This window comes from Bradyrhizobium sp. USDA 4451, from assembly GCF_054822585.1.
Genome location: NZ_JBTRCH010000001.1, coordinates 7,146,023 through 7,170,656, shown reverse-complemented (window position 1 = coordinate 7,170,656; position 24,634 = coordinate 7,146,023). Strand labels below are relative to the sequence as shown.

General features: G+C 62.3%; 30 protein-coding genes. 18 read left to right on the top strand and 12 right to left on the bottom strand.

The genetic code is table 11. The annotated features are described in order from the left end of the window. The first annotated feature begins 2 nt into the window (after positions 1 to 2). Positions 3 to 857 carry an HpcH/HpaI aldolase/citrate lyase family protein gene (locus ACVMB0_RS33600; RefSeq protein ID WP_461348936.1) on the top strand — a complete coding sequence of 285 codons (855 nt, stop codon included), beginning with the start codon at positions 3 to 5 and terminating at the stop codon, positions 855 to 857. Between the two features lie 39 nt (positions 858 to 896). Here ACVMB0_RS33600 and ACVMB0_RS33595 read toward each other — a convergent pair whose 3' ends face one another. After that, positions 897 to 2,489 (bottom strand): ATP-binding protein, encoded by a 1,593-nt coding sequence (locus tag ACVMB0_RS33595; RefSeq protein ID WP_461348935.1) that lies wholly within the window; start codon positions 2,487 to 2,489, stop codon positions 897 to 899. Beyond that, complete coding sequence (locus ACVMB0_RS33590) at positions 2,486 to 3,190, bottom strand: response regulator transcription factor (protein WP_461348934.1); 705 nt, start codon at positions 3,188 to 3,190, stop codon at positions 2,486 to 2,488. Before ACVMB0_RS33590 ends, ACVMB0_RS33595 begins: the two co-directional genes overlap by 4 nt. A 323-nt stretch (positions 3,191 to 3,513) precedes the next feature. Here ACVMB0_RS33590 and ACVMB0_RS33585 point away from each other — a divergent pair, with 323 nt between their 5' ends. Continuing rightward, entirely contained in the window at positions 3,514 to 4,818 is a 1,305-nt protein-coding gene (locus ACVMB0_RS33585) for a glycoside hydrolase family 3 N-terminal domain-containing protein (RefSeq protein ID WP_461348933.1), read from the top strand. A 10-nt stretch (positions 4,819 to 4,828) separates the two neighbouring features. On the opposite strand, the gene ACVMB0_RS33580 is transcribed toward ACVMB0_RS33585, so the two are convergent. The 3 genes from ACVMB0_RS33580 to ACVMB0_RS33570 all read right to left on the bottom strand — a co-directional run bounded on the left by ACVMB0_RS33580 (position 4,829) and on the right by ACVMB0_RS33570 (position 7,219). Further along, positions 4,829 to 5,983 (bottom strand): OpgC domain-containing protein, encoded by a 1,155-nt coding sequence (locus ACVMB0_RS33580; RefSeq protein WP_461348932.1) that lies wholly within the window; start codon positions 5,981 to 5,983, stop codon positions 4,829 to 4,831. Positions 5,984 to 6,148: 165 nt separating this feature from the next. After that, positions 6,149 to 6,424 (bottom strand): hypothetical protein, encoded by a 276-nt coding sequence (locus ACVMB0_RS33575; RefSeq protein ID WP_461348931.1) that lies wholly within the window; start codon positions 6,422 to 6,424, stop codon positions 6,149 to 6,151. A gap of 159 nt (positions 6,425 to 6,583) precedes the next feature. After that, positions 6,584 to 7,219, bottom strand: a complete 636-nt coding sequence (locus ACVMB0_RS33570; RefSeq protein WP_456753567.1) for a LexA family transcriptional regulator — start codon at positions 7,217 to 7,219, stop codon at positions 6,584 to 6,586. 126 nt (positions 7,220 to 7,345) lie between these two features. Between ACVMB0_RS33570 and ACVMB0_RS33565 the strand changes: the two genes are divergently transcribed. The 5 genes from ACVMB0_RS33565 (at position 7,346) to ACVMB0_RS33545 (ending at position 11,592) form a co-directional block, all read left to right on the top strand. Next, positions 7,346 to 7,906, top strand: coding sequence for a GcrA family cell cycle regulator (locus ACVMB0_RS33565; protein WP_461348930.1), 561 nt, complete (start codon positions 7,346 to 7,348; stop codon positions 7,904 to 7,906). Positions 7,907 to 8,007: 101 nt separating this feature from the next. Beyond that, positions 8,008 to 8,577, top strand: coding sequence for a DUF6456 domain-containing protein (locus tag ACVMB0_RS33560; protein ID WP_461348929.1), 570 nt, complete (start codon positions 8,008 to 8,010; stop codon positions 8,575 to 8,577). 362 nt (positions 8,578 to 8,939) lie between these two features. Further along, positions 8,940 to 9,362, top strand: coding sequence for a GFA family protein (locus ACVMB0_RS33555; RefSeq protein WP_456753570.1), 423 nt, complete (start codon positions 8,940 to 8,942; stop codon positions 9,360 to 9,362). A 319-nt stretch (positions 9,363 to 9,681) separates the two neighbouring features. Then, on the top strand, positions 9,682 to 10,941 hold the full coding sequence (locus tag ACVMB0_RS33550) for a CaiB/BaiF CoA transferase family protein (protein WP_461348928.1): 1,260 nt from the start codon (positions 9,682 to 9,684) through the stop codon (positions 10,939 to 10,941). Positions 10,942 to 11,409: 468 nt separating this feature from the next. Beyond that, positions 11,410 to 11,592 carry a hypothetical protein gene (locus tag ACVMB0_RS33545; protein ID WP_461349760.1) on the top strand — a complete coding sequence of 61 codons (183 nt, stop codon included), beginning with the start codon at positions 11,410 to 11,412 and terminating at the stop codon, positions 11,590 to 11,592. 24 nt (positions 11,593 to 11,616) lie between these two features. On the opposite strand, the gene ACVMB0_RS33540 is transcribed toward ACVMB0_RS33545, so the two are convergent. The 4 genes from ACVMB0_RS33540 to ACVMB0_RS33525 form a co-directional block, all read right to left on the bottom strand. Continuing rightward, positions 11,617 to 11,937 (bottom strand): cupin domain-containing protein, encoded by a 321-nt coding sequence (locus ACVMB0_RS33540; protein WP_461348927.1) that lies wholly within the window; start codon positions 11,935 to 11,937, stop codon positions 11,617 to 11,619. Then, positions 11,934 to 12,620, bottom strand: a complete 687-nt coding sequence (locus tag ACVMB0_RS33535) for a YqcI/YcgG family protein (RefSeq protein WP_461348926.1) — start codon at positions 12,618 to 12,620, stop codon at positions 11,934 to 11,936. The genes ACVMB0_RS33540 and ACVMB0_RS33535 overlap by 4 nt, the downstream gene beginning before the upstream one ends. A gap of 94 nt (positions 12,621 to 12,714) precedes the next feature. Continuing rightward, positions 12,715 to 14,007, bottom strand: coding sequence for an MFS transporter (locus ACVMB0_RS33530; RefSeq protein WP_461348925.1), 1,293 nt, complete (start codon positions 14,005 to 14,007; stop codon positions 12,715 to 12,717). Then, the gene (locus ACVMB0_RS33525) at positions 14,007 to 14,720 is read right to left on the bottom strand and encodes a hypothetical protein (protein WP_456753577.1); all 714 of its coding nucleotides are present in this window, start codon (positions 14,718 to 14,720) and stop codon (positions 14,007 to 14,009) included. The genes ACVMB0_RS33530 and ACVMB0_RS33525 overlap by 1 nt, the downstream gene beginning before the upstream one ends. 63 nt (positions 14,721 to 14,783) lie before the next feature. Here ACVMB0_RS33525 and ACVMB0_RS33520 point away from each other — a divergent pair, with 63 nt between their 5' ends. Together ACVMB0_RS33520 and ACVMB0_RS33515 are read left to right on the top strand one after the other, a co-directional pair. Further along, positions 14,784 to 15,803 (top strand): GlxA family transcriptional regulator, encoded by a 1,020-nt coding sequence (locus tag ACVMB0_RS33520; RefSeq protein ID WP_456753578.1) that lies wholly within the window; start codon positions 14,784 to 14,786, stop codon positions 15,801 to 15,803. Positions 15,804 to 15,967: 164 nt separating this feature from the next. Further along, positions 15,968 to 17,101 carry an alpha-hydroxy acid oxidase gene (locus tag ACVMB0_RS33515; protein ID WP_456753579.1) on the top strand — a complete coding sequence of 378 codons (1,134 nt, stop codon included), beginning with the start codon at positions 15,968 to 15,970 and terminating at the stop codon, positions 17,099 to 17,101. A 69-nt stretch (positions 17,102 to 17,170) separates the two neighbouring features. Here the strand turns inward: ACVMB0_RS33515 and ACVMB0_RS33510 are convergent, their stop codons facing one another. After that, positions 17,171 to 17,356, bottom strand: coding sequence for a hypothetical protein (locus tag ACVMB0_RS33510; protein WP_163157998.1), 186 nt, complete (start codon positions 17,354 to 17,356; stop codon positions 17,171 to 17,173). Positions 17,357 to 17,551: 195 nt separating this feature from the next. Between ACVMB0_RS33510 and ACVMB0_RS33505 the strand changes: the two genes are divergently transcribed. Next, on the top strand, positions 17,552 to 17,905 hold the full coding sequence (locus tag ACVMB0_RS33505) for a phasin (protein ID WP_163158000.1): 354 nt from the start codon (positions 17,552 to 17,554) through the stop codon (positions 17,903 to 17,905). 7 nt (positions 17,906 to 17,912) lie between these two features. On the opposite strand, the gene ACVMB0_RS33500 is transcribed toward ACVMB0_RS33505, so the two are convergent. Then, entirely contained in the window at positions 17,913 to 18,173 is a 261-nt protein-coding gene (locus ACVMB0_RS33500) for a hypothetical protein (protein ID WP_456753581.1), read from the bottom strand. Positions 18,174 to 18,358: 185 nt separating this feature from the next. Here ACVMB0_RS33500 and ACVMB0_RS33495 point away from each other — a divergent pair, with 185 nt between their 5' ends. Then, entirely contained in the window at positions 18,359 to 18,682 is a 324-nt protein-coding gene (locus ACVMB0_RS33495; protein ID WP_456753582.1) for a hypothetical protein, read from the top strand. An 81-nt stretch (positions 18,683 to 18,763) separates the two neighbouring features. Here the strand turns inward: ACVMB0_RS33495 and ACVMB0_RS33490 are convergent, their stop codons facing one another. After that, positions 18,764 to 18,949 carry a hypothetical protein gene (locus ACVMB0_RS33490; protein WP_456753583.1) on the bottom strand — a complete coding sequence of 62 codons (186 nt, stop codon included), beginning with the start codon at positions 18,947 to 18,949 and terminating at the stop codon, positions 18,764 to 18,766. An 875-nt stretch (positions 18,950 to 19,824) separates the two neighbouring features. On the opposite strand from ACVMB0_RS33490, the gene ACVMB0_RS33485 reads away from it, so the two are divergent. From ACVMB0_RS33485 to ACVMB0_RS33455, 7 genes are all read left to right on the top strand, one after another. After that, the gene (locus ACVMB0_RS33485) at positions 19,825 to 20,181 is read left to right on the top strand and encodes a hypothetical protein (protein WP_456753584.1); all 357 of its coding nucleotides are present in this window, start codon (positions 19,825 to 19,827) and stop codon (positions 20,179 to 20,181) included. Between the two features lie 43 nt (positions 20,182 to 20,224). Continuing rightward, positions 20,225 to 21,457, top strand: a complete 1,233-nt coding sequence (locus ACVMB0_RS33480) for a hypothetical protein (RefSeq protein ID WP_456753585.1) — start codon at positions 20,225 to 20,227, stop codon at positions 21,455 to 21,457. Between the two features lie 607 nt (positions 21,458 to 22,064). Continuing rightward, positions 22,065 to 22,226: a hypothetical protein gene (locus ACVMB0_RS33475; RefSeq protein ID WP_456753586.1), complete on the top strand. Its 162-nt coding sequence runs from the start codon at positions 22,065 to 22,067 to the stop codon at positions 22,224 to 22,226. A gap of 1 nt (position 22,227) precedes the next feature. After that, the gene (locus ACVMB0_RS33470) at positions 22,228 to 22,485 is read left to right on the top strand and encodes a hypothetical protein (protein WP_456753587.1); all 258 of its coding nucleotides are present in this window, start codon (positions 22,228 to 22,230) and stop codon (positions 22,483 to 22,485) included. A gap of 1,003 nt (positions 22,486 to 23,488) precedes the next feature. Beyond that, positions 23,489 to 23,725 (top strand): hypothetical protein, encoded by a 237-nt coding sequence (locus tag ACVMB0_RS33465; RefSeq protein ID WP_212015911.1) that lies wholly within the window; start codon positions 23,489 to 23,491, stop codon positions 23,723 to 23,725. A 4-nt stretch (positions 23,726 to 23,729) separates the two neighbouring features. After that, a complete protein-coding gene (locus tag ACVMB0_RS33460) occupies positions 23,730 to 24,023 on the top strand; it encodes a hypothetical protein (protein ID WP_456753627.1) in 294 nt (97 codons plus the stop codon). A gap of 87 nt (positions 24,024 to 24,110) precedes the next feature. Beyond that, positions 24,111 to 24,539: a GNAT family N-acetyltransferase gene (locus ACVMB0_RS33455; protein WP_461348924.1), complete on the top strand. Its 429-nt coding sequence runs from the start codon at positions 24,111 to 24,113 to the stop codon at positions 24,537 to 24,539. Positions 24,540 to 24,634: the final 95 nt, after the last annotated feature.

The window sequence follows — 24,634 nt, the reverse complement described above, 5'->3', positions numbered from 1 at the left end:
CGATGCGATCGTTCCTGTTCGTTCCCGGCGACAGCACCCGGAAATATGAGAGCGCCAAGAAGACCGCGGCCGATGCCGTGATCCTCGACCTCGAGGACTCCATCGCGCCGGACCAGAAGGTGGCCGCGCGCGCGATCACGCGCCAGATGCTCGATACGCGCAATCCGGGCCAGACGATGTATGTCCGCGTCAATGCGTTTGACACGGATCTGACACTGGGGGATCTGGCCGCCGTGATGCCAGGGAAGCCTGACGGAATCGTGCTGCCGAAATGCGCAGGTGCCGCCGATGTCAACAAGCTGGCGCTCTATCTCGACGCGTTCGAGGCCGCCTCCGGGATCGCGCAGGGCACCACGCGGATCGTCACGGTCGCAACCGAGACGGCGCGCGCGGTCCTGAAGATCCTCGACTTCGAGAACATGAGCCCGCGACTGTGGGGCATGATGTGGGGCGCGGAAGATCTTGCGGCCTCACTCGGCGCAACCCGCAACCGGACCGACGGACGATATCACTCGCCCTTCATCCTGGCTCGCGATCTCTGTTTGATCGGCGCGGCCGCCGCCGGCGTGGTCGCAATCGACACCATCGCCACCGACATCAACGATCTCGAGGCGCTGAAGGCGGAGGCGATCGCGGCGCGGCAGGACGGCTTCCTCGCCAAGGCCGTGATCCATCCCAAGCATGTCGATGTCGTCAACGCGGCCTTCATGCCGACCGACGAGGAGATCGCCTGGTCGGAGCGCGTGATTGCCGCATTCGCCGACAATCCATCCGGGGTCGCCAAGATGGACGGCAAGATGCTGGACAAGCCGCATCTGCGCGCCGCCCAGAAGATCCTGGCGTCGCGGCGGACATAGTCCGCGGTCAGGCACCCTCGCAAGGCGACGGCGAGCCGGTCAGACCGCGGGAAACTCCAGCTCGAAGGCGACGCCGTGGCTTAAGGGCAAGAGACGGATCGAGCCGCCATGGGTCTCCATCACGGCTTGCGCGATCGCGAGCCCCATGCCGGTGCCGCCGCTGTCGCGACGGGTGGTGAAGAAGGCCTCGAAGATCTTGTCACGGTTGGAGTCGGAGATCGGGGTGCCGTCATTGCGCACCAGCATCCGGATGCGGGAAGCGTCGCCGCTGGTTTCGATCTGGACCGCTGTCGCATCGTGGCGGAACGCGTTGTCGGCCAGATGCGCCAGCACGATCAGGGCCTTCTCGCCGGACATTCCGATCGAGCGCTCGAGGCAACCGCTGGCCGCGATGGTACGGCCGGGAAAGCGGCTCCTCAAGGTTTCGACGACGCTGGAGAGCAGGGTCTGCTCGTTCTGCGGAACGCTCTCTGCACGCGCCAGCTGGCGCAGCCGCTGACTCATCGCATCGAGCCGCTCGACGTCGCCAAGGATGTTCGAGATGAATCGTCGTTGTTCGGATCGTGTCAGCGTATCCGATTTGCTTTGCAGCGAATCCTGCAGCAGCTCGGCTGCGCCCCGGATCGAGGTCAGCGGCGATTTCAATTCGTGCGTCAGGTGAGTCGAGAAGGTGGCGATGTAGTCGGAGCGGCGCGACAGCTGCTGGGCCATGTCGAGAAAACTGTCGGAGAGCTGAGCGAGCTCTCGGGTGCCATAGTGCTGCAACGGCTGGAAGGCGTTGCGGTCGCCGCGGCCGATTCGCACGGCGCGATCGACGAGCTCGCGCATCGGACGCGTCACAGTGCGTGAGAACATCAGCCCGATCGCAACCGTGGCCAGCAGCACGGCCAGCGTGGCGAGCAGAAACTTGCCGCGCTCCTGATAGAGATGCTCGAAGATGTTGCTCGGCGTTCGCGAGGTGTAGATCACGCCGGCAACGTGGTCGTTGACGATCACCGGCATCGCGGAGAAGACGTGAACGCCGACGCCGCGGCTGATCGAATAGATCGGCGGCGGAGGCTTGTCGGGCATGCGGATGCGCAAAGCGGCGCTGTACTGGCCGCCCAGCGCGGCGGCCACCTCCTCGATGTGAGCAAGCGACTGTCCGACCTCCTGGCGGCCGGCGATCACCACGCCTTGCGGATCGAGGATCCGGAAGCCCGCCAGCGTCACCTTTTGGGTCTCGAGGATGATCGGCATCAGCCGGGCACCGATCTCGACGTAGGCCGGATCCGCGGGTTTTGCCGCCGGCTGCGCATCGGGCCGTCGCCGCAGCAGATCGTTGCCGGCGAGGTCGAGCGCCGGCCGGATCGGGGTGACCTGGTCGCCGGGATCCGGCAGTGCTTCCGGCGGCACCGCAGCGCCGAGCGGTATGCCCTTGTCGAGCCGTGCCTGCACGTCCCGCGCATAGATCGCAGCCAGCACGCGGCTCTGGGCAATCAGCTCGGCCTGGGTTTGGTGAATCAGCTGGTTGTCGTAGAGGCGAAAGAAGAACAGCCCCATCAGCGGCAGCACGGCGACCAGCGCGAGCACGGTGAAGATCACGAAGCTGAGCGACGGTCGCCATTTCCGGTCGGCGCGGAAGGATGTCATGCCTGCGGCTCGCAGCGCCCGAGCCTGAAGCCGACGCCGTGCACGGTTTCGATCACATTGTCGCACTTCGCGGCGGCGAGTTTCGCCCTGATGTTGCGGATATGGCTGTCGATCGTGCGGTCGGAGACCTGGATATTGAGCTGGTATGCAGCGCTCATGATCTGGTCGCGGTTGAACACCGCCACTGGCCGCGTCAGGAAGGCGCGCAGGATCCCGAATTCGATCGCGGTGAGATGAAGCGCGGTGCCGGCGAACGTCGCGACGTGCTGCTCGGGATCGATCGAAAGCCGTCCCCGGGAGAGCACGGTCGCCTCCGACGTCACGCTCCCCGCGCGCGGCGTCAGCCGCCGCAGGATCACGTTGATCCGCGCGACCAGCTCGCGCGGGCTGAACGGCTTGGTCACATAGTCGTCGCCGCCGATCTCGAGGCCGAGTACACGGTCGATCTCCTCGTCGCGGGCGGAGAGGAACAGGATCGGCACGTCGGACGATCTGCGGATCTCGCGGCAGACGTCGAGGCCGTCGAACTCCGGCATACCGATGTCAAGCACGATCAGGTCCGGCCGCTCGCCGGCAAACCGGGCCAACGCGTCCTTGCCGTCGCGCGCTTCGGTTACGCTCATGCCGGCTTTCCTGAGGGCGACACGGATCACCTCGCGGATATGTGGGTCATCGTCGACAACGAGAATGCGGTGGGTCAATGGGATCTCCGAATGCGGCGTTCTGGCCACGCCTTACCCTCGCTTGATGCAATTGTTCTACAAGGCAACTGCCGCGAGAGACAAGAACGGATCGGCATCATGGTGGTCGGGTGAAGGTCCGCGCGGGTTGGTCGCGAGCAGATGACATCCGGCCCGCAGCCTGGCGAAGGTGAGCTGTGCGTGTGCAGCGGGCGAGAGCGCGATCAGCAGGAGTTCAGGATTTTTATGCAGATTGCGTGCAGGTGGGGGCTGCCGGCTCGCGTCGGCGAACCTCGTCTGATAGGGACGAACCCGATCGAGCTCTTCAGTCCGTCGTGGTCCCCATGCAAATCAGCAAATGCGTCGGCATTACCCTGCTCTGGATCGCAGGCCTCGTTCTCGTCTTCGCGGGCGTCAACACCAACGACCCGTATCTGGTCCCGCTGCGTGGGGCAGGCAATCTCCTCCTCGTGGCCATCAGCGGTGCCGTCGTGCTCCTGCTGGTTCGCTGCGGCGCTTGGCGCTGGCGGGCGTGGATGGGCCGGCTTCTGGTGATGCTATGGTGCCTGCCGCCGCTCGCGATGCTGGCCGCGTACGGTGTGTTCGAGCTGCGCAAGCAGCGCGTTCTCCAGACCGAACCGGTGCTCGCGCGGTCGCTTGGGCGGCACTTCATCGTTGGTTACCGATCTTTTGACGAAGTCGCGCCGCTGGCCGAGAACGGGTTCGTTGCGGGGATCTACGTAACGCGGCGCAACATTGTGGGCAGGACGGCTAACGCCTTGAAGGCGGAGATCGCTACCCTGCAGGCCAGGCGGCGTGCGGCGGGACTGCCGCCGTTGACGGTCGCGACCGATCAGGAGGGTGGCATCGTTTCGCACCTCGCGCCGCCATTGACGAGGCTGCCCGCGCTGGCCTCGCTCGCCGACCTGCCGCCGGATCAACAAAAAGCAAAAGCCGAGGAGTTCGGCCGCATCCATGGCCGCGACCTGGCGTCGCTCGGCATCAACCTGAACTTTGCGCCGGTGCTCGACCTGCGTCCGGAGGCCAAGCACAACCGGTTCGATTTCAATACGCTGATCGATCAGCGGGCGATCTCCGACGATCCGGCCAAGGTGAGCGCGATCGCAAGGGCGTACATTGATGGCCTCGAGTCCGCGGGTGTGAACGCCACCGTGAAGCACTTTCCCGGATTAGGCCGGGTGCGCGCGGACACGCATCATTTCACGGCCGATCTCGATACGCCGCTCGGCGAGCTCGAGACGACCGACTGGCGTCCGTTCCGTGACGTGTTGGCAACGACCGGCGCGCGCCTGATGGTCGGGCACGTGGCGGTGACTGCGCTCGATCCCGGACGGCCTGCGTCGCATTCGAAGGCCGTCGTCGATGGGCTGATCCGAAAGACCTGGAACTATCAGGGGATCGTCATGACGGATGATCTGGTGATGGGCGCGATCTATCAGCACGATGTCTGCACCGCGGTCGTGGAGGCGTTGAACGCCGGCGTCGATCTGCTGCTGGTCGCCTATGATGGGCTGCAATTTTACCGGCTGTTCGCCTGCGCCACCGATGCCGCTGCACGCGGCGGCCTCGATGCCGCGATGTTGCGCGACAGCGAGACGCGGCTCAGGCGCGCGATGCTGATCGACTAGGAGACGGATGTCAGGAATGCGCGCCGACGGCCGATTTGTTGTCCTGCTGCTTCGACCAGGAGACATAGTAGGCGACGGCGGTCATCGCTGCGATACCGGCGATGCTGACCGCGACCTGCCTCGTCAGCGAGTAGGGGCCGGTGATCAGGATCAGGTGTGCAGCAAAGGAGAGGAACACGCCTGCGCAGAACACGGCCAACCATTCCTCGCCGCATTTGATCACCGGCTGCAGGGCATAGGATCGCAGGTATTCACAGTCGCGCGGCACCATCCAGGTGAACAGGAAGGTCAGGGCCAGGAAATGCAGGATGCGGTGCGGCGCGACTTCCTCCCGGTCGTTCTGCAGGAGCACGTCGCTCAGCCCGCTCGGCATCATCTGCGCGAGCGCCGGGATCTCGCTGCTGGAGACGATCGTCAGCGCAAACAGCAGATACAGCAACGCCGTGGCGCGCAGCGCGGGAATGGCCTGCATCGCGCGGATCGTCGGCGCGTGGCGCGTACCGATGAGCGCGAGCCAGCCGCCCATCACGAACAACAATTGCCAGCAGAACGGATTGAGATACCAGGCTCCATACGTCGATGATGTCAGGTTCCAGTCGAGGACACGGGCGGTTGCGTAGAGGGCCAGGGATCCGACAAGCGTCGCGTTCGGGACGTACAGCAGCCCGAACACGACGATCGGCTGAAAGGCCATCAGCGCAATGGTCAGTTGCAGCACGTCGAGATTGAGCGGCTTGGCCTGCAGGAACAAGCCGTAGATCAGAGTCCGGATCGGGTGATCGATAAAGCCGGTGATGTTGAATTCGCTGATGATCTCGGGCGCTGCGGTTCGTGCGGCGACGTAACTGATCAACTCGACATAGATCACGAACAGCACGACATAGGCCGCATAGAGCTGCCATACGCGCTTGAAGATGCGGGTTGCGGCCACCAGGAATCCGCGCTCGTGCGCCATCCTGGCATAGAAGAGCGTCACGGCGTAGCCGCCGACGAAGACAAACAGGTCGGTCGCACCGCTGAAGCCGAAATTGCGCATGGTCAGTGTGCTGACGACGTTGTGCGGAACATGGTCGAGGAACAGAAACCAGTTCGCAATGCCAAGCAGCAGCGCGATCCTGAGATCGCCATCGGCTCGCGCGATCTCGGGATTTAATGTCGAGGTCATCTGAAGCTGAAATCTGCTGGCCCGAGAAAACGAAGCGGCAATCTAAAGGGAACCCGTGCTCGGTCCGAGTAGACTCTGCGTGAACCCTATCTAATCCGTTTCGGGTTCCGGCCAAGTGGTCGGTTCAAGAAAGATCACGTTTTCGCAATCACCAACTGAGCGGTCTCACACCGGCTCGTGCTTGCGCCGGTCGCGCGCGTGATCCAACGCATTGGCTTGCAGGTCCGCGCCGGTCGGGGGGATGCTCGGCAGGGCGGCCTCCGCAAGGATGTCGTCCGTGACGTCCTCGACCGAGCGCTCGGCAATCTCGTGGATGAAGCTGATGTTTGTGTATTCCCGCGACGCGACCCGGGAAACGATCTCTCGCCGCGTCAGTTCGGGATCGACGATCGCTTCGCGGCCACGGCGGCCATAGTCGATCATCACGACAAAATACTGCATTTGCCTGGAAGTTCGATGCGTTCACTTGCACCGACCATTATTTCCGATAATCGGAATATTGTCAAGTAAAAATGCCGATAATCGGAATTCAGGTGGCGGGGCGCTGACCGATTCGGCGGCGAGGCGCCCGAATCGATCAGCCCGGTCCCAAAACGGCGCCTATTTCTCGGACGATCGGCCACCCTTGGAGGCCGATTTACGGCCCTTGGCCGCCGTCTTGCCGCGCAGTCGCTCGATTTGGCCACGGGGCAGGGTGACGCAGATTTCGCCGATCCATTCGAGCTTTACACCGTTGATCGGCTTGGCGTTGAAGCTCTTGAGGTTGACGGTGCCGGACGAGCTGCCGCGTTCGATCGTCTTCAGATAGCGCTCGCCGCTCTTCAGCCGGACCGCAGCTTCCTCTCCGTAGAAGCTCGACAGCGGATAACGCTGTTCGCGGTATACCACGATCACGTCGCCGTTCTCGTATTTGGGCAGCATCGAATCGCCCGAAACCTCGAAAGCGACGGTCTCCTCGGTCATCGGGAACGGAAGCTCGATCTCGCCGAGCCCCTCCGGCGGGACCTGCTCCAGTTCCGGCTGGATCGAGGCGCCGGCGCCGACCCGGCCCACGATCGGCACCGAGTTCAGCTCCAGATATTCCATGATCGGAGCGATCTCCGATGCCTTGATCAGTCGTATCCCCGACAGGATTTCGGACACCGCCCCGGCCCGAACCCCCATTGCGCGGGCAAGCCCGCCCTTGCTCTTCCCGGTCTTTTCCAGTGCTCGTTCGATCAGTGCAGCGTCCAGCATGTTTCATCCTCTCCAAGCCTGGACACACAATACCGTTACGATTATCAGAATTCAAGCTTGACTTTTTCTTCGGAATATCGGAAGATATCCGAGGCGCCGGCGAACTGACAGAAGTGGGAATTTGGAATGGAAATGATGAACTGGCTGCCCGAGCATTCGGCAGCCTTGGAGGACCTGCGCGCCCGCGGCTTGTCCTATTCGGAAATCGCTGACAGGATCAACGAATCCTTCAATACCGCCTACACACGCAATGCGACCCTCAGCCGAGCGCAGCGCATGGGGTTGGCGGGCCTCGATCGGCCCGAACCGTCCCTGCCCGGACGCCTCGATCCACCCAAGCCGTCCTCGCCGGAGCTTCCGGGGATCGAGCGGCTGCGCGAAGGACGGGCCGAACCGAAGCCGGATCCGATTCGCTGGCCGAAGATGTTCGCCGACACGGCGGAGTTGCCTCCGCTTCGTTGCGCTGCGGTCGCGCCTCGGCATCTTTCACTGCTCGATCTCAAACCGGGCGATTGCCGCTATCCCTATGGCGGGGATGCCGACGGCGAGGTCATGACCTTCTGCGGTCATCCAAGCCACTCGGGCTCGAGCTACTGCACCCCGCATCTTGACCTCAGCCGCGATCCCGACGCTTCGGCGAAGCCTGTCCTGAACGATGCCTGGCTTCGAGCCGTCGGAGCCATCTGAGCAATTCGTTTCTCGACCGCCAGGACGTCGGTCCGCATTCCGCAAACTGCGATCGCGCGGAACACGCTGCGCGTTCATCATCAGATATCAGGAGGTCACCAATGCCGCGCGCAAAGCGCCACAAACCGTACGATCCCGCCGGAACGCATGATCGACGCTCGACGGATCTGCCCTTCAATGCCGAGGTGGCGACCGTCGAGGTCGACGATCCGCTTGCGCTCGAGCTGGGTGATAAAGTCGTTGCGTTTCGCTCGGTACGCAACGATCCGCTCGGCCGGTTGCATGCGCACCGACAGATCGACGACGCGCAGTATCGGAGCGGTCGGGCTTTCCAGAACGACTGGGAGAAGGCCGAGCGCGGCCCGCGTGCCGTGGATACCACGCGTGAGTACGTTGATGGCGGTCAGCAACGTGAGCCGATCACGGAGGGACAGCGCCAGGCGGCCTTGCGTTTGAACCGCGCCGAGCATGAACTTGGCGCCGACGGATCGGCGTTGGTGCACGACGTCCTGATCCTCGGCATGACCATGGAGCAGGTCGGGCAGCGGCGCGGACTGCGCACGCAGCGCTGGCACGACTATTTCGCGCGGCGTCTCAAGGAATGCCTGGATCGGCTGGCGTTGATGTACGGGCTTGCCACGGCGAACAAGGTTCCCGCGAAGGGCCGGTAATGCTGATGTAAGGCGATGCGACCACGTGCCGGTTGCCGCGCAGGTAGCCGGTACATCACACTGCAAGACTGTGGTTTGCCTCACACTCAATCCTTGCCTGTGATCGCGATGTGCTCCGTCATGTTGTGCGGAAGATGGTCGACAGTGGCGCGGACTCTCATGTAACTTCGCTCGCGTCGACGACCAGCCTGCATTCGGGTGCAACATGCTTGCCTCTTCGGCCGGCAATGGTCCGGTACAACCATAAGGGAGTTCGCAGCGGCTACGCCCGCCTACATCTCGTCCCGCATCGCGAACATCACGAGCAACGTGGGTCGATGCCGGCGCGGAGTCCGATCAAACCACCCAAGGAGAAGCGACCGATGAATCACACTGGAAACTGCTTTTGCGGCGCCGTCGAACTCAAGGTCACGGGGGAGCCCGAGGCGATGGGCTACTGCCACTGCCGTTCATGCCGCTCCTGGTCCGGCGGTCCGGTGAATGCATTCAGTCTCTGGAAGCCCGGGGCGGTCGAGGTCACCAAGGGCGCCGATCATATCGCGACATTCGAGAAGACCGCGATGAGCCAGCGCAAATATTGCAGCAAGTGTGGCGGTCACCTGATGACCAACCACCCGACGCTTGGGCTCGTCGACGTGTTCACGGCGACGATTCCGACGCTGAAATTCAGCCCCGGCGTTCACGTCAATTATTCCGAGGCGGTGTTGCCGATCCGCGATGGTCTGCCCAAGTTGAAGGATTTTCCCGCCGAGTTTGGCGGTTCGGGCGAAGTGATCGCCGAATAGTGCGACGGTCGTTCTCGACGACGAGAGCGGGGGGCGACGGAGCGTCGCCACCCGCCCATGTCTCCTCATTCCATCGGCCGGACTCCGCGACATGTCCGCTGTCCGGCAATTTCCTCGACATTGGGCTGGTTCGGCTTGTCGGTGCCCCTACGCTACAGGGGCCGTCTTGGCCGACCGGAGCCATGTCAGACGAAGGTCCCGCCCTGCAAAATCCGGGTTTGGCCTTGGTGACAGGCTTCCGCTAAAAGGCAAGCGGTGTCAGCGTTGGTAGCAGCCATCGTATTTCGCCTGACAAAATAAATAGAGGAAGCGTCAGATCATGGCCCGACCAGAACTGCCTGGGCGCACGCCGCGCGGGGAAGGACTTCCGACGGCGCTCGACGGCCTGCTGGTTGTCGACTTCACCCGCGTCGTCGCAGGCCCGGCCTGCACGCAAACCCTGGCCGACTTCGGCGCCGAGGTCATCAAGATCGAGAATCCGGATGGCGGTGACGACACGCGCGCTTACGAGCACGCCGAAATCGGCGGCGAAAGTGCGGCGTATCTCAGCCTCAACCGCAACAAGCGCGGCATCGCCCTCGATTTCAACAATCCGGCCGGGCTAGACGTCGCGCGCGCGTTGATTGCCAAGGCCGACGTCGTGGTGGAGAATTTCTCCGGCGGCGTGATGAAGAAGTTCGGTCTCGATTATGCGTCAGTGGCGCCGGCCAATCCGCGGCTGGTCTATTGCTCGATCTCTGCCTACGGCCGCAAAGGCGATTTCGCGCTACGTCCAGGTTTTGACCCGATCACGCAGGCCGAAAGCGGCTTCATGTCGCTCAACGGCTTTCCCGATGGCGAGCCGGTGCGCACCGGTCCGCCGATCGTCGACATGGCAACGGGCATGTCGGCCTGTAACGCCATCCTGCTGGCGTTGATTGCGCGCGACCGGCTCGGTCGCGGCCAGCAGGTCGAGGTCGCCTTGATCGACACCGCGGTGTCGATGACCGGTTTCTACGGCATGGCCTATCTCATCAACGGCAACAATCCCGGCCGTTTCGGCAACTCCCCGAACGGCTCGCCGACCGTCGGCGTCTACCGGGCATCCGATGGTCCGCTTTACATGGCTTGCGCCAATGACCGGCTCTATCGCCGTCTGGTGACCGAGGTGTTGGAGCGTCCGGACCTTATTACCGACCCCGAATTTGCGCACCGGAAGAATCGGACCGCCAACAAGGAGAAGCTGCGCGCCATCCTTGCCAGCGTGTTTGCAAGCGACACGCTCGAGCATTGGATGGCGAAGATGAAGAAGGCCAACATTCCGGTTGGCTATCTCCGCACGGTCGAGGAGGGGTTCAATGCGCCCGAGGTGCGCGACCGTCACCGACTGAGCAAGATCGCGCATCCAACCGCAGGTTCGATTCCGAACATCGAGCAGCCGGTCAGTATGAGCCTGACCCCGACGGTCGATCCCGTTGCGGCGCCACTGCTCGGCCAGCACACGCGGGATGTGCTGGGCAAGACGCTTGGCTACGACGATCGGCGCATCGCTGCATTGGCGGAGGCAGGCGCGTTCGGCAAGGCAGGAAACACCGGCTAGAGCCTTTCCCGCTCCGACGGAATCGGAGCGGGGCTCTAGTTCTTGTTTTGACGCATTTTCGTTACGCGAACCGGTTTCCACTTCGCTCGAAAATGCTCTAGCCGCGTTGCCGCGCCTGCATCGAAGATCAAATATTCGCAAACCAAACTGACCGTAGGCGAGAGCAACGGCTCTCGCCTCGCGGGACGTCGTTCAGACGCCATGGGGCCCGGTGCGCGCCGGCGGCCTTCCAGCCGGAATTGGCCCGATTCGGGACCTCAGTTCGGCTTGCTGCGCAAGTTGTTCCTTGGCATACTTTCAACCTCCTCGGGCTCCGCTCGATCAATTTCGAGGCGCGCCATCCGAAGTATGAGGGTTGCCGTGGTCAGGCCGAGGCGTTCGGCCTCTTGCGCTGCGGTGTCGACCTTCTGGGCCAAGCCTTCACGTTTACCTGGGTATGCCATTCGTAATCCTCACTTAAGGTGCGAGATGAAAAATCCCACATATGTTGCAGAGCTGCAGAAGAAGCTCGGAGCTCCATCGAGCGAAACGCTGGAAAGCCTGCGACTGCTGAAGGCCTTCCTTCGACTTGCGCCCGACGAGCGTTCCGAGATCATCGAGCTGGTCGAACGTTTGGCGGTTGAACCGCCGGGCGATCCCTCACTGTCCTGAGGTACTCGCAATCTCTCCTGTGGGTCAGTGGTTCAATGGTTTGGCGGGCGGCTGTATCGCGATCACGTAGATTGCGCCGCCCTCCAACGCCTCGGATTGATGCCGGGTGCCGGCAGGCAGCAGGATGGTGTCACCGGCACCGACCACCCGCTCGCCGCCATCCCAGATAAAGTTCAGCCTGCCGCTGATGATCATCAGGATTTCATCGACCGGATGGGTATGGAAATGATGCACTTTGCCGGCCGCATCGTGCTGCAGCTCGACGGAGCCCTGTGCCGGAAGCAGGTTCAGGATCTCCGGATCGATGGCAAATTCGGTCTTCGTGCCTGCGATGATCTGGGTCATGCTGCCTGTTCCTTGTTTGCGATCGGCGGTGTCTTGTTCTGCGCGAGCTTGGCGAAGGGACAGCCGGCGCTCGCGGTATTATCGTCGTGCAGGAAGTACTGCAGGTATTCGCGGCCGTCGCTCGCGCCGTAACGGCCGAGGAGCGGGGAGGGGCTTGCGCTGTCGTACGGGATCAAGCGCTTTCGCACCTCGGCGAACGCGGCGGTCGCCGCCTTTTCCGTCCCGAGGATTTTCTCGAACACCCAGCGCGGCTGGAACGTGAGCATGAAGGCGCTGGATCGCCGGCTCTGGCGCATCACATGCGCAGGCGTCGTGCAGACCACGAAGATCGGCTCGCCCGCAAACGAGAACTCCCACATCGGGTGGTCGATCTGCTCGGGAATCTCTGATGGCCATGGGTTCTTGTCCAGCCGTGCGAGCTGGTCGAGCGTCAGCCACATCTTGCGATAATAGGCGTCGAGCGTCTGTACCGGGCGGGGCCGCGTGAACACGATCAGCGAGGTGTTGGGACCGAACGAGCGCGCCTCCGACACGTATTGCCCAAGTTGCTCGCCGAGCACCGCGACATCATACGGATCGAGGAAGAGATAGCGGAGCTGATCCTGGCGATGTCCGGTCACCCCGAACACGCAAGGGAACGGCCTTGCCTCGCTGCTCATCTGGGCTTCAAACTCGGAGAACATCACGCTCTGCCAACTGCTGACCGGAAAGCTTGACGCAACTTCGCCTTTTCTCAAGAACAAGCGCTCCATAACACCCCCTACACTCATAACGACACTAACGAGCTATCAACTTGCTTCTCATCACCAGCGGCCCGGCGATGCCCGGCAACGACATGAGAAGCAGAATGACGACCAAGGCGCTGTAGCCGCCGTCGCCGATCGCGGCCGTGTTGTGCACGGCGTCGGTTCCCGAGGCGTGGCTCGCGGCAAGCATTGCGAAGCCGATGATGGGCTGCGCGACGCCGGCGAAGATCCCGGCGGCAGTGGTGTTCACGGAGGCACCGACGCCGATGAGGTCCGCGGTGTAGAGCTTCTTGACGCATTTCAGCACCAGCGGGACGGTGCCGCCGGCGACGAGGCCCAGGGCCGTGAACACAACGGTGACGTAGGCGAGACCAAATGTCTGCGCGATCGGCGGCAGCAGCATTGCGATCAGCAGCATGCGCAAGGCGCAGATGCCGATCAGCGCGCGGTCGAGTGCGGCTGCGGCACGATCGGCGACGTGACCGAGGAAGATCGAGCCGAGCGCGTTGCCGATCATGAAGGCGAGCAGCGGCGTTCCAGCCGCCGTCGGCGAGATATGGAAGAAATGAGCGACCATCGGAATGCCCCAGACGCCCGACAACGTCGTCACCACCGCGAAGTGCGATGCAAACGTCATTGCGCAACCCCAATTCGCGACATGGGTCAGCGCTTGCCGCGCAGCCAGCACGACGCTCTTCAGTGTCTTGTTGCTGTGTGAGGCCGGATCGGGCTTGAGCGCGAGCTTGGCGAAGGCGAGGTTGGCAAGTCCGATGCAGGCGATGAACAGGAAGCAGGCCCGCCAGCCGAATCCCGAGACGGCGGCGGCGAGCGGCGTGGTCGCAATCACGCCTCCGACATAGCCGGAGACCTGCGAGATGCCCGACATCATGCCGAACCGCTCGTCGGCGAAGCTCTGCGCCACCAGCTTCAAGAGTGCGGTGAAGACCAGCGCATCGCCGCAGGCGACGATCAGGCGCGCGGCAAAGACGTCGAGCAGGTTCGGCGCCAGCGCGAATGCGGCGCTGCCGAGCGAAGAGGCAATCATGCTGACGAGGACGACGCGCTTGACGCCGTAGCGATCGACCAGAAGTCCGGCCGGGATCTGCATCAATGTGTAACCCCAGAAATAGCTCGAGGCCAGCATCGCAACACCGGCTGCATCGGTGTTGAAATCGCGCATGAAGCTGAGGCTTACCGACTGTGGCGACACGCGTTGCAGGAAGGCGATGGCGTAGGCGATCGCCACCGCCGTCCATGCGAGATAGGCGCGATCGGTGAAGCGCGACGTCGGGGCGTAAACCGCTTGTTGTCCGAGCATCGACATCACACCCTCGCGTAACCGACCGAGAACAGCGCATCCGCTGAATTCGGAATCTTGCGCGACATCGCAGCATCGACCAGCGATGCGGTGCCGTGATAGGCCTGCCGATGGTGTTTAATGTGGCCGTAAGCGCCGCGCATGATCATGTCCGGCAGTTCGAGCGGCTTGCCTGGATAGAGCGAGGTGCACATCTCGACACAGGCGGCCTGCAATGCAGGATCCTGCGCATCATCGAGCAATGATGGGGACACTTTTTCGCAAATCTTAGCGTTCGCGGCCCAGACGATCGGATTGCGGGTACGCCAGCCGTAGAGCACGTTGCCGTCGGGTCGCTCAGTTGCGCCCGAACATTTCAGGACTTCCGATGTGAAGAAGCCGTAGAAGCCGCGGCCCTGGTGCGCCGGCAGCACTTCGGTGCCGCTTCGATAGATTCCAAGTCCGGCCGACATCTGCAGGACGCGGTAGACCGAGAAAGCCACGAGGCCGGATCCGTCACAGACGAGGATCAGGCTGTACTTCTTGTCGAACGGCGAAGAGCTTGCTGTCCAGTGCGGCTCGGTAGCCTGCCAGTTGACGGCAATGATGCCGTTCATGGCGTCCATCAGCGGCTGACGGTCGCAGGCTTCGATCCGGGAGGCGTCGGGTAGACTGTAGATCGCGTAGTCCGTCCAAGGCGATCTGATCGCCTCATATCCGCTGCCCAGATGTCGCGACATGGCAGAACTCCAACATTCCATCGCGAGCTATACATGGCAGCCTCGAATGGCTTAAAGGACAATATGCCCTCGAAAACTGCCAAACCGCGCCGGCCTGAGGCGCGCGACCAGAAAGCCCCGCGGCGGATCGCGATCGTCGCCTTTCCGGGCGTCACCTTGCTTGACATCTCGGGGCCGGCGCAGGTGTTCGCAGAGCTGGAGGCGATCGAGCTACCCGGGCCGGACTACGCGCTGTCCTATCTGTCGGCCTCGGGAGGCCTGGTGCCGACCGACGTCGGCATGATGATCGACACGGCGCCGATCGCCAGCCTTGCGCCTGCCGAGGTCGACACGCTGGTGATCCCCGGCGGGCCGGGCATCTGGAAGATCCGCAACGACGCCGAGTTGATGAACTGGATCGTGGGGACGTTGCCGAAGGCGCGCCGGATCGCGTCGGTCTGTCTCGGCGCCTTTGCCCTGGCCTGGACCGGAATCCTGGACGGCAAGCGTGCTGCAACGCACTGGCGCTATTGTCCCCGTCTGCAGGACAGCTTCCCCAACATCCGTGTCGAGCCCAACGCGATCTTCGTCAAGGACGGACATGTCTGGTCGTCGGCAGGGGTCAGCGCCGGCATCGATCTGGCGCTCGCCATGATCGAGGAGGATTTCGGCCACACCATCGCGCTCGATGTCGCGCGCAGGCTTGTGGTGTTTCTGAAGCGGCCCGGCGGTCAGAGCCAGTTTTCGACCGTCCTTGCCGCCCAGGCATCGGACGTCGAGGGCCGCTTCAGCGCGCTGCACGCCTGGATCATCGAGAACATCACTGATGACCTCAAGGTGGAGACCCTCGCGGAAAAGGCCGGGATGACGCCACGAACCTTTGCGCGGACCTATGTCAGCCGCACCGGCATGACGCCGGCAAGCGGCGTCGAGGCGCTGCGCGTGGAGACTGCGCGCTTGCTGCTCGAAAGCCGTCAGATCGGTGGCGTCGTCGAGGTCGCCAAGCGCGCGGGGTTTGGCGACGACGAACGCATGCGGAGGGCCTTCCTGCGCCACCTCGGCGTGTCGCCGACCGAGTACCGAAACCGGTTCTCGGGCAGCTAGCTCGCCTCAGGCGAGCTTGGTTCGGATGCGGGCGCTTCGCGCCGCAAGCGGATCTATCCCACAAGCGAATAGCTGGCCTTCGTTCGCCGGATTCGTCGCTCCAGTGGTAGCTTTTCCGGTTTGTCTGCGGCTATTGTGCCGGCCAAATCGGGAGAAGAAACACCATGAATGACGGGACCCCCATTCGACAGGCGCGCAATGTCGAACTCGGCGCCAGCGGCGAGGAATTCCAGAACCTGCACGAATTCGCGCAAAAGGCCCGCGCCAGGCTGAACCAGAACGCATGGGACTATATCGTCGGCGCCTCCGAAACCGAGACCACGATGCGCCGCAACAGAATGGCGCTCGACGAGATCGCGTTCCGGCCGCGCGTCCTTCGCAATGTCATCAATATCGATCCCTCCACCGAGGTCTTCGGGCGCAAGCTCAGGCTTCCCGTAATGATCGCCCCGGTCGGCGCGCTTGAGATCTTCGATCCGGATGCCGGCGCGGCCGTTGCGCGCGGTGTGGGAACGTTCGGCGCGGCGCACATGCTGAGCTCGGTGTCGGAGCCCGGGCTCGAGAACACCGCCAAGGCGGCGCCTGACGCCTTGCGTATCTTCCAGCTCTATGTGCGCGGCGACGACGCGTTCGTCGAGGATGTGGTCAGCCGCACCATCGACAATGGCTACGCCGCGTTCTGCCTCACCGTGGACACCGCTCATTACAGCCGCCGCGAGCGCGACATCGCCAAGCGCTATGTCCGCGAAAGCCGCATCCGCGCCACCGGCGGCGACTTCCAGAAAGGCCTGGAATGGCGGACGGTGAAGTTGATCAAGGACAAGTTCAAGATTCCGCTGATCCTCAAGGGGATCGCCACCGCCGAAGACGCAAGGATCGCCGTCGATCACGGGGTCGACTGGATCTACGTCTCAAACCATGGCGGGCGCCAGCTCGACCACGGCCGCGGGTCCATGCACGTGCTGCCCGAGATCGTTCAGGCCGTCGCCGGCCGTGCCAAGATCATGGTCGATGGCTCGATCTGCCGCGGCACCGACATCGTGAAGGCCATCATCTCGGGCGCTGACCTGGTCGGGATCGGCCGATTGCAGTGCTGGGCGCTGGCCGCAGCCGGCGAGGCCGGCATCGTGCGGATGCTTGAATTGCTGGAGGATGAGGTGATCCGTTGCCTTGGGCTGCTCGGCGTCACCAGCTTCGCCGAACTGGACAAGACCTATCTGCATCCGGCGGTGCCGACCAATCCGCCAAGCGTGTTCAGCGCATTCCCACTGCTGGATATCGAGCCCTACCGCTACTGACCGACTGCGAGAGGCATGACGCGATCGGAGGCGGGGCTGCCGTGCCGAACGACTGAGCGCGCCGGCAGCTTAGCGCGCGTTCAGGAAGCTTTCGCCGGCATTGCAGGGCGTGCACTGATAGGTCAGGACGTCGTAGACTTGGTCGCGCGGCTCGATCAGGGCGAGCCGCATTTGCGTGCCGCACTTCATGCACGGCATCTCGATGCTGGTCTTGAATCGGGTGCAGGTCGGTGTCGGACGAACGGCGCGCAGCATCGGATCCCCTTATTCCCCAAGAGACGCGAACGCGACCAACAACGAGGTCGAATCACTATGCCACAGTGCTGACACGATTGGAATCGGCTGGGGGACGATCCGGCCTCAGCTAGGCAATTTTTCCTCGATCCGGGCGCTGACGCCGTCACGATCTATGCTAACGTAAGCGAACGCTTGTTTCAGGGGGGCGCGATCATGATTGAGCCGAAGCTGGAAGTTCCCGCCGAGTTGCGCGATCTCGCGGAAAAGACCATCGACCAGGCCGAACAGGCCTTCAGCCTGTTCTTTGATGCCGCGAGCAAGTCGATGACGGCGATGCCGGGCACGGGGACCGAGATTTCCAAACAGGCGCTGTCGTTCACCGAGCAGAACATGAAGGCGGCGTTTGAGCATGCGCGCAAACTGGTGCACGCGACCGATCTGCAGGAAGCGATGCGGATCCAGTCGGAGTTCCTGCGCAGCCAGTTCACCAATGCCGGTGAGCATATGCGCCAGATCAGCGGAAGCGTGATGTCCGCAACCAAGGACGCGGCGAAAGGCAAGTTCTAGGACGCGCCTAGCGCCGGCGCGCGACAGCGACGCCGAGCAGAAACGCGACGAACAGGCTCGCGAGTGGCGCTTTGCGCGTGACCGCACTGACCGTGGCGAGGGCTCCGCCAGGCCGGCGCGAGGTCGCGATTGCGTCGCTGAGGCGATCGGCCGCCGCTCGAAGTCCGTCCGACACCTCCGTGATGGTGCGCGAAACATCCGTCGCGGTGTCGATCGCGCGCTCACCGAGCGTGGGCTGAAGTGGGGACTCGGGCGTTTCGGTGCTCATGTGGCGTGCTGCTGTTTGACTGGTCAGGTGAGTGCCGTCCCTGGTCTCCGTGCACTCGCGTGTTCTGAATGGCGGGTGACGGCCACGTATCGTGCAAATTCAGCAGTTGTGGATTGGTTCCATCGGCATGCCTCGCTTTCTCATCGGGGAACCGGAAACTTGTGCGCAGGTCGGGGCTTGTCTCCATGGAGGAGACGATGATGACAATGCATGCGCATGGGATAGCGGATCGCCGTTCGACCGAGCATCGAAGCCGGCACGGCGGCGCGCCGCTGCTGGTTGCGGCTGCGGTTGCGATCCTTGGCGTGCTGGGCATGCTGGTCGTCGACCACGGTCCGTGGAGTAAGCCGAAGGTGCAGCCGGCCGCCTCCGCGAACTACTCAACGACCGGTGAGGCAGCACGCGCTGCTGGTGCAAGGGTGATGCCGACCGAGCCAAAGGCGCCGATTGAGCCTGCTCCGCTTGGTCCCAAGCCCGCTCAACCAGCTAACCCGATCCCTGCGCAATAGTGCGAGGCGTCGACGCACCCGGTGCACGGTGCGGGAATTGATTCGTCGGACCAATCAGCGGCACAAAATCATCGCCGGTGGTCAGCGCACGCTGACGAGCATGCCCCAGACCGCGGCGAATCCGGCACCGACGAGAACCAGCACCGGACTGTCGCAGAAGATGCTGCCGTACTGGCACATGGTGGTACCGAGCGAACCGATCTGATGATGGCCCGCGGCATAGAACAGGCCGGACAGGACCGCGAGCACGGCAGCAACGAAATACATCGACGCGTCCTCCTTGCAATCGAACTGCGGCGCGGGTCGACCGACGCGAGCCAAAACTGTCCTGAGTCGATCCAAATTGTGAGCTGCTTTGTCCCCTTGACGCGTCGGGCAACTCAGCGGCACACTGACATCATCGCAACAAGCATAAGGCGATCGGCGCCAGCTCGTATTGCGATTTCCGGATCAAACTCGGACTTTCGATCAAGGCGGTTTCTCACCGTCGAAGCCGACGCATCACATTTTACCGATCGCATTCAGCTCGCAAAAAGGGTTTGACACGTCGGGCAACTCAGGGGCATAATCCGAAAATCAGAAATTGTTGAGCCCGCGCGGAGCAATCCGCGGCGGGCTTTTTGTTTGCCGTTTCACCAATCGGACGGCGGCCGCACCGTCACGACGCCACATCCTCCCACCCTATCGCCTGAGCGTCGCATGCGTGCCGCCGTCCGAACCCGTTGAAACAAGTACGAATTGGCCGGTGCGCGCGAACGTGCCGGCCCTGCGGCGCGGCGCAAGCCGGCGCCGCCCGCGGCCCCATTCGTCCGGGATAAGGTTCGCGCCCCAAAGATCGCCGCCGCTGCGCGATCTGCCGCACATTCATTCCATGCCGCATCGCGCGTGATTGGCCGATCGATGGGGGTACATGACCGCTCATCTGATATCGCTCGCGCTCTTCTGCACAAAAAATCCTGAACCATGCGCAACAAATGCTCGGGTCGATAGACGCTTCCGGCTGCATTTTCGCATAACTTTAGACGGCAGATACGTACCTCTGATTTTCTCTTGGTGAACCTCGGGTGTCCTTCAGGATCATTTGGTTCATCAATCAGCGGTTGGGTGATGGCTTATCAAAATCGCTTCCGCGGGGACGATACATGGATGCCGAGCAGATATTCAACGCACTACCTCTGATCAATCATATTTCTACACTTGCCACCATAGGGCTCGTGTTTCCAACGTATTTTCTTCACCTTCGACCTGCGACTTATAGAGTGATCTTGTCTTTGGGCATCACTTTTGCCCTTGTGAGGTTGGCAGCAGAGATCACGGTTGCAATCTTCATCGCGCCGTATCTGCTGGTTTGGACCTTTCCGCCATTCACTGTCGCGCTGATTGGAATATTGGTCCGGATAGCGCGCGTGAACCGCGTGAGTGTGTGGAGCACCGTAGTCCTGGCGTGCGCCATTATCGATTGGGCGCAACTTGCCGGTCTGGTCTGGGTGCTTTCATAAGTGTCACCAGCCGATCCCGCCGGCTGCCAAAAAGAGGCCGTCCATGAATTATCTTCCGTCATATAGCAAGAAAATTCTGGCTGACATTCAATCGATGGCGCCGCAGATTAACGCTGCAGCAGCAAAATACGGAGTGCCTGCCGAAGCGATTGCCGGAAGTTTAGCTCAGGAGCTACTCGATCGAACCGCAAGCTACGGGAACGAGGTAAGGGCAGTTGGTTCATCTCTCAACGCATATAAGTTTCTTGCCGACGCGTATGCGGTCGGCGTGGTAACGAACCCTCTCGACCCGAAGCGCGGCGCTTCCGACCATATCCTCAGTCGATACAACGTCGCTCCAAATGCGATAACGGTCGGAGCGGATTATCGAAAAAAATGGGAAAACCCTCTACTTACCGACTTTGGCGCGGCAGGAATCAAGTTTCACAACGCCATTCAAGCGATTCTCAAGAATCCAGACGATCCCGCCTTTGCGCCTTATGCGAATAATCTATTTTCCGCAGGCGTCGCTTTGCAGAACGGCAACGACAAAGCTCTATTGGCATCAACGATGGCCGCATATTTGCGGCATGGTCTCGGCGTTTATCAATCCAACATGAGCGTCAATGGCGACCCGACAACGGGGATCAATGCCTGGAATGGTTTGAGCCCGGAGTTGCAACGCGCACTGCTTGTTCAGTTCTATAAGCAAGGTCCGACCCCGGAGCGGGTGCTGAGAAGCAAGTGGAGTGCTGCGCAGCACGGTATTCCCTATGTTCCGCAGATTGGCGCTGACGGTGCGGGTGCGACTTGTCTGGCAAACCAGGCCGCGGTGGCGCAGGCGTTAGCTGACGGACCGGCCGACTTTGCAGACCGCTGGAGCGCGGTGCCGGCATCTGCTGCGAGGGGCGGCGTGGCCCAGTCGCTCGCGGCGTCACCTGACGATGTTTCGCAGGAGGAGACGACCAAGAGAGCGGCTATTCGGCGCCTGGTCCGCGTACCGGTTGCACGCGAGGGCCGGATTGCATTCGACGCTGGCGCGCCTGCCGTGCCGTTCGTTCCGTCGGCGTCAATCGCGCCTTTCGGCCGGTCCGCGACATTCGACGAGCGGTTTTCCGTTCCCTCGGCGCTGGTGGGCACGCCGTCGGTCTCGACGAGACCGGCTAGCCTGCTCAGTGGACAGCCTATGCGATATCTGCCGCCCTCGGTGTTTGGCATTCCGAACGATTCCGGTGCTCCGGAGACGGGTCTTAGTGATTGGCTGGCCAGCCTGATCCGGCCACGTCCTCGTCAGTGACCGTCGGGGCCGACCATCGCAGCAAGGCGGTGAGTTGGCGCGCATGCGGTTTGCCCTATCGGCAGCAGCCGCGTCGATCTTGAAAATTTCCACCGCAAACATTGACGAGCCGCTGTAGCTGCTGGCGCATCACATTTTACCGATCGCATTCAGCTCGCAAAAAGGGTTTGACACGTCGGGCAACTCAGGGGCATAATCCGAAAATCAGAAATTGTTGAGCCCGCGCGGAGCAATCCGCGGCGGGCTTTTTGTTTGCCGTTTCACCAATCGGACGGCGGCCGCACCGTCACGACGCCACATCCTCCCAGCCCGTCGCCCGAGCGTCGCAAGCGTGCCGCCGTCCGAACCCGTTGAAACAAGTACGAATTGGCCGGTACGCGCGAACGCACCGGTCCTGCGGCGCGGCGCAAGCCGGCGCCGTCCGCGGCCCCATTCGTCAGGGATAAGGTTCGCGCCCCAAAAGATCGCCGCCCGTTGCGCGATCCGCCGCACATTCATTCCATGGCCGCATCGCGCGCCGACGGCCAATCAACGAGGCTTGCATGACCGCCTATCTGATATCGCTCGCGCTCGTGGGCCTGATCGCCATTGCATTGTTGGAGGCGGCATGAACGCCGAGATTATCAAGTTCATTCCGCGCCCACGCCGGGATCGCGAGCAGACGGACTTTCCGACGATTGCATTCCGCTCGGCACTCCCCGGCCCCGAGCCGGACCACGCCGACACGGCGCCGAGCGAATATCTGCCGTCCGATTGGCAGGAGAAGTGACGTGGCGAAGACGATCACGCAAATCCGTTCGCTTGCGCGAAGCCATACGCGAAGTGCGCTCAACGCCCTGGTCGGCGTGATGCGATCGACCAGCGCAACTCCCGCCGCCCGCGTCTCCGCCGCCAATGCCATCCTCGACCGTGGCTGGGGCAAAGCGCCGCCGGCGACCGAAGACGGCGACGACGGAGCGATCGAGCTTGTGCACCGCATCGAGAGGATCATCGTTGAGCCCGAGGAGGTCGAGGGCGAGGATGCCTGAGAGCTGCGGCGGCAGTTCACCCAATCCCAACGAATCGCTCGAGTTGCTTTTGTCGAGGGTCTCTCCGAAACGTTCGATCACGTCATCAAGAAACCCGGATCGCTATCGGGCGCACTCGCGGCATCGTGTGCTCGGTTCAATCCCCGGACCATGACGCAGACTGTCTGCGCGAGGGCATTGCCGCCGTAGACGGGCTCACGGTCATCGTCAACAGTCCGTCGCGACCGTTGCGCTCATGACGATGAGGAATACTTTACAAAGGAGACCTGAATTGAATGTGCAAGACATCATAAACATGATGCTGCCTCCGATTGATGGTCGCAACGGACATGTCACGTGACGATCGGGCGATTTCGGCGCCGGAGTAACCGAAGGGCGACATCCACCATCGACGATCCCCATATCGGCGTCGACATGAATTATTTCGGACCAACGCAGTGATTCGCGCAGCTTGGCACCGCGCCCAGATTCTGTTCCAAGCGATTCCGATTTCGCGAGCCGGTTCGATGCCAAAAGGCATATGCCGGGATCGACTCTGTCGTCGCAGCCGCCCTATGACACGCAGTCGTTCGCTGCGCTACCTGACGATGTCTCGCTGGAAGAAACTAGCGAGAGGGCTGCTGTTCGGCGTCTGGTACGTATTCCGGCCACAGCTCAAGCTGCTTTTGATGGCGGGGTGCCGGCCGTGCCGTTTGCTCCGGTACCTTCGATCGCCCCTCGCGGCCGGCCCGCGACGTTCGACGAACGGTTTCGGCATTCTCGTCGCCGGCGGATACGCCGTCGGCCTCGACGAGGCCGCTGAGCCCGTTAAGTGGGCAGCCGATGCGATACCTGCCGCCGTCGGTGCTTGGCTTTCCGGACAATTCCGACGTTCCGGAGACGGATTTCGATGACTGGCTTGCCGGCCTGATCAGGCCGCGCGCGTCAATGACAATTCACGGCTGACGGTCGCCGCAATGTAACCGCCTGGCGCGCAAGCGGCCTTGCCTTATCGAGAGCAGCCTTGTCGATCCTGAAAATTCCAACCGCAAAAGTGTTCGAGCCGCTGTTGCGGCCGGCGCGTTACAAAGGCGCATTCGGTGGCCGAGGATCAGGAAAATGCGTCATCTGGGACAAGGTTCTTGGTCTTGGCACCACGCCGCAGCTTACGGGCGACGTAAGCACCTGGGCCGGCATGATCATGGGCTTCTATTTTGGAAAGCGCACGTTCGAGAATGTCGCACGCATCATTCGACGGTGACGGGATGCACGAGGCTGATGTCAAAGCAATCGTGATGGAAACGCTGATCGAACAAGATCGGGTGCGAAGGAGCGATATCGACGCCGTAGTGGTCAAGACTATTGCGACTGTCTTGACTTCATTCGGCTTTGAAGAGGGAGACCGACGCGAGCTGCGCGCGGATTTTCAGCACCTCCGGCGTTGGCGACGAAGCGTCGAGCAGGCGCAGAGTTATACCTTCAAAGCGGTCATTACCGTGATCGCTACTGGCTTTGTCGGCGCGATTTGGTTGGGCATCAAGGCCACGCTCGGGAAATAACTCGCCTTGGCCCCGCGTTCGAGGACAGACGTCCCATATCGTGGATCTGGGCGGCTCAGCTGGCAATATGACTCTCGAGGTGCGGTAATGTATCGGATACGTGAGGTTGATCCGCAGGAGGATCAAATCGAAGATTCGCTTGTCGAGCTTCATCGACTGACTTTTTGCGACGGGACCCGCGTGCCTGACTTCGAGCAGGGATATTGGTGGATCGCATTCCGAGGAGCCAGTCCGATCGCATTCGCGGGCGTCGTGCCTTCAACACATGTCACAAATGCTGGATATCTGTGTCGGGTCGGCGTCGCTATGCCGCACTGCGGTCATGGTCTGCAACTGCGCCTTACACGCGCGTTGGAAGCGCGAGGGCGGCGGGCCGGCTGGAAAACGATCGTCTCGGATACGACCGACAACTGTATCTCGGCCAATAACTTTATCAGGCTGGGGTATCGGCTCTTCGACCCCGTCGCGCCGTGGGCGTGGCAGCACTCGCTGTATTGGCGGAAGGATCTTGTCTAGCCTCTGTGCGGTGGGCGAACTGATAATATGCAATGACGTGGAGCGCCCGGTGGCCGAATAGGCCGCCGGGCGCTTTTGCGTTCCCGGGCCGCAAC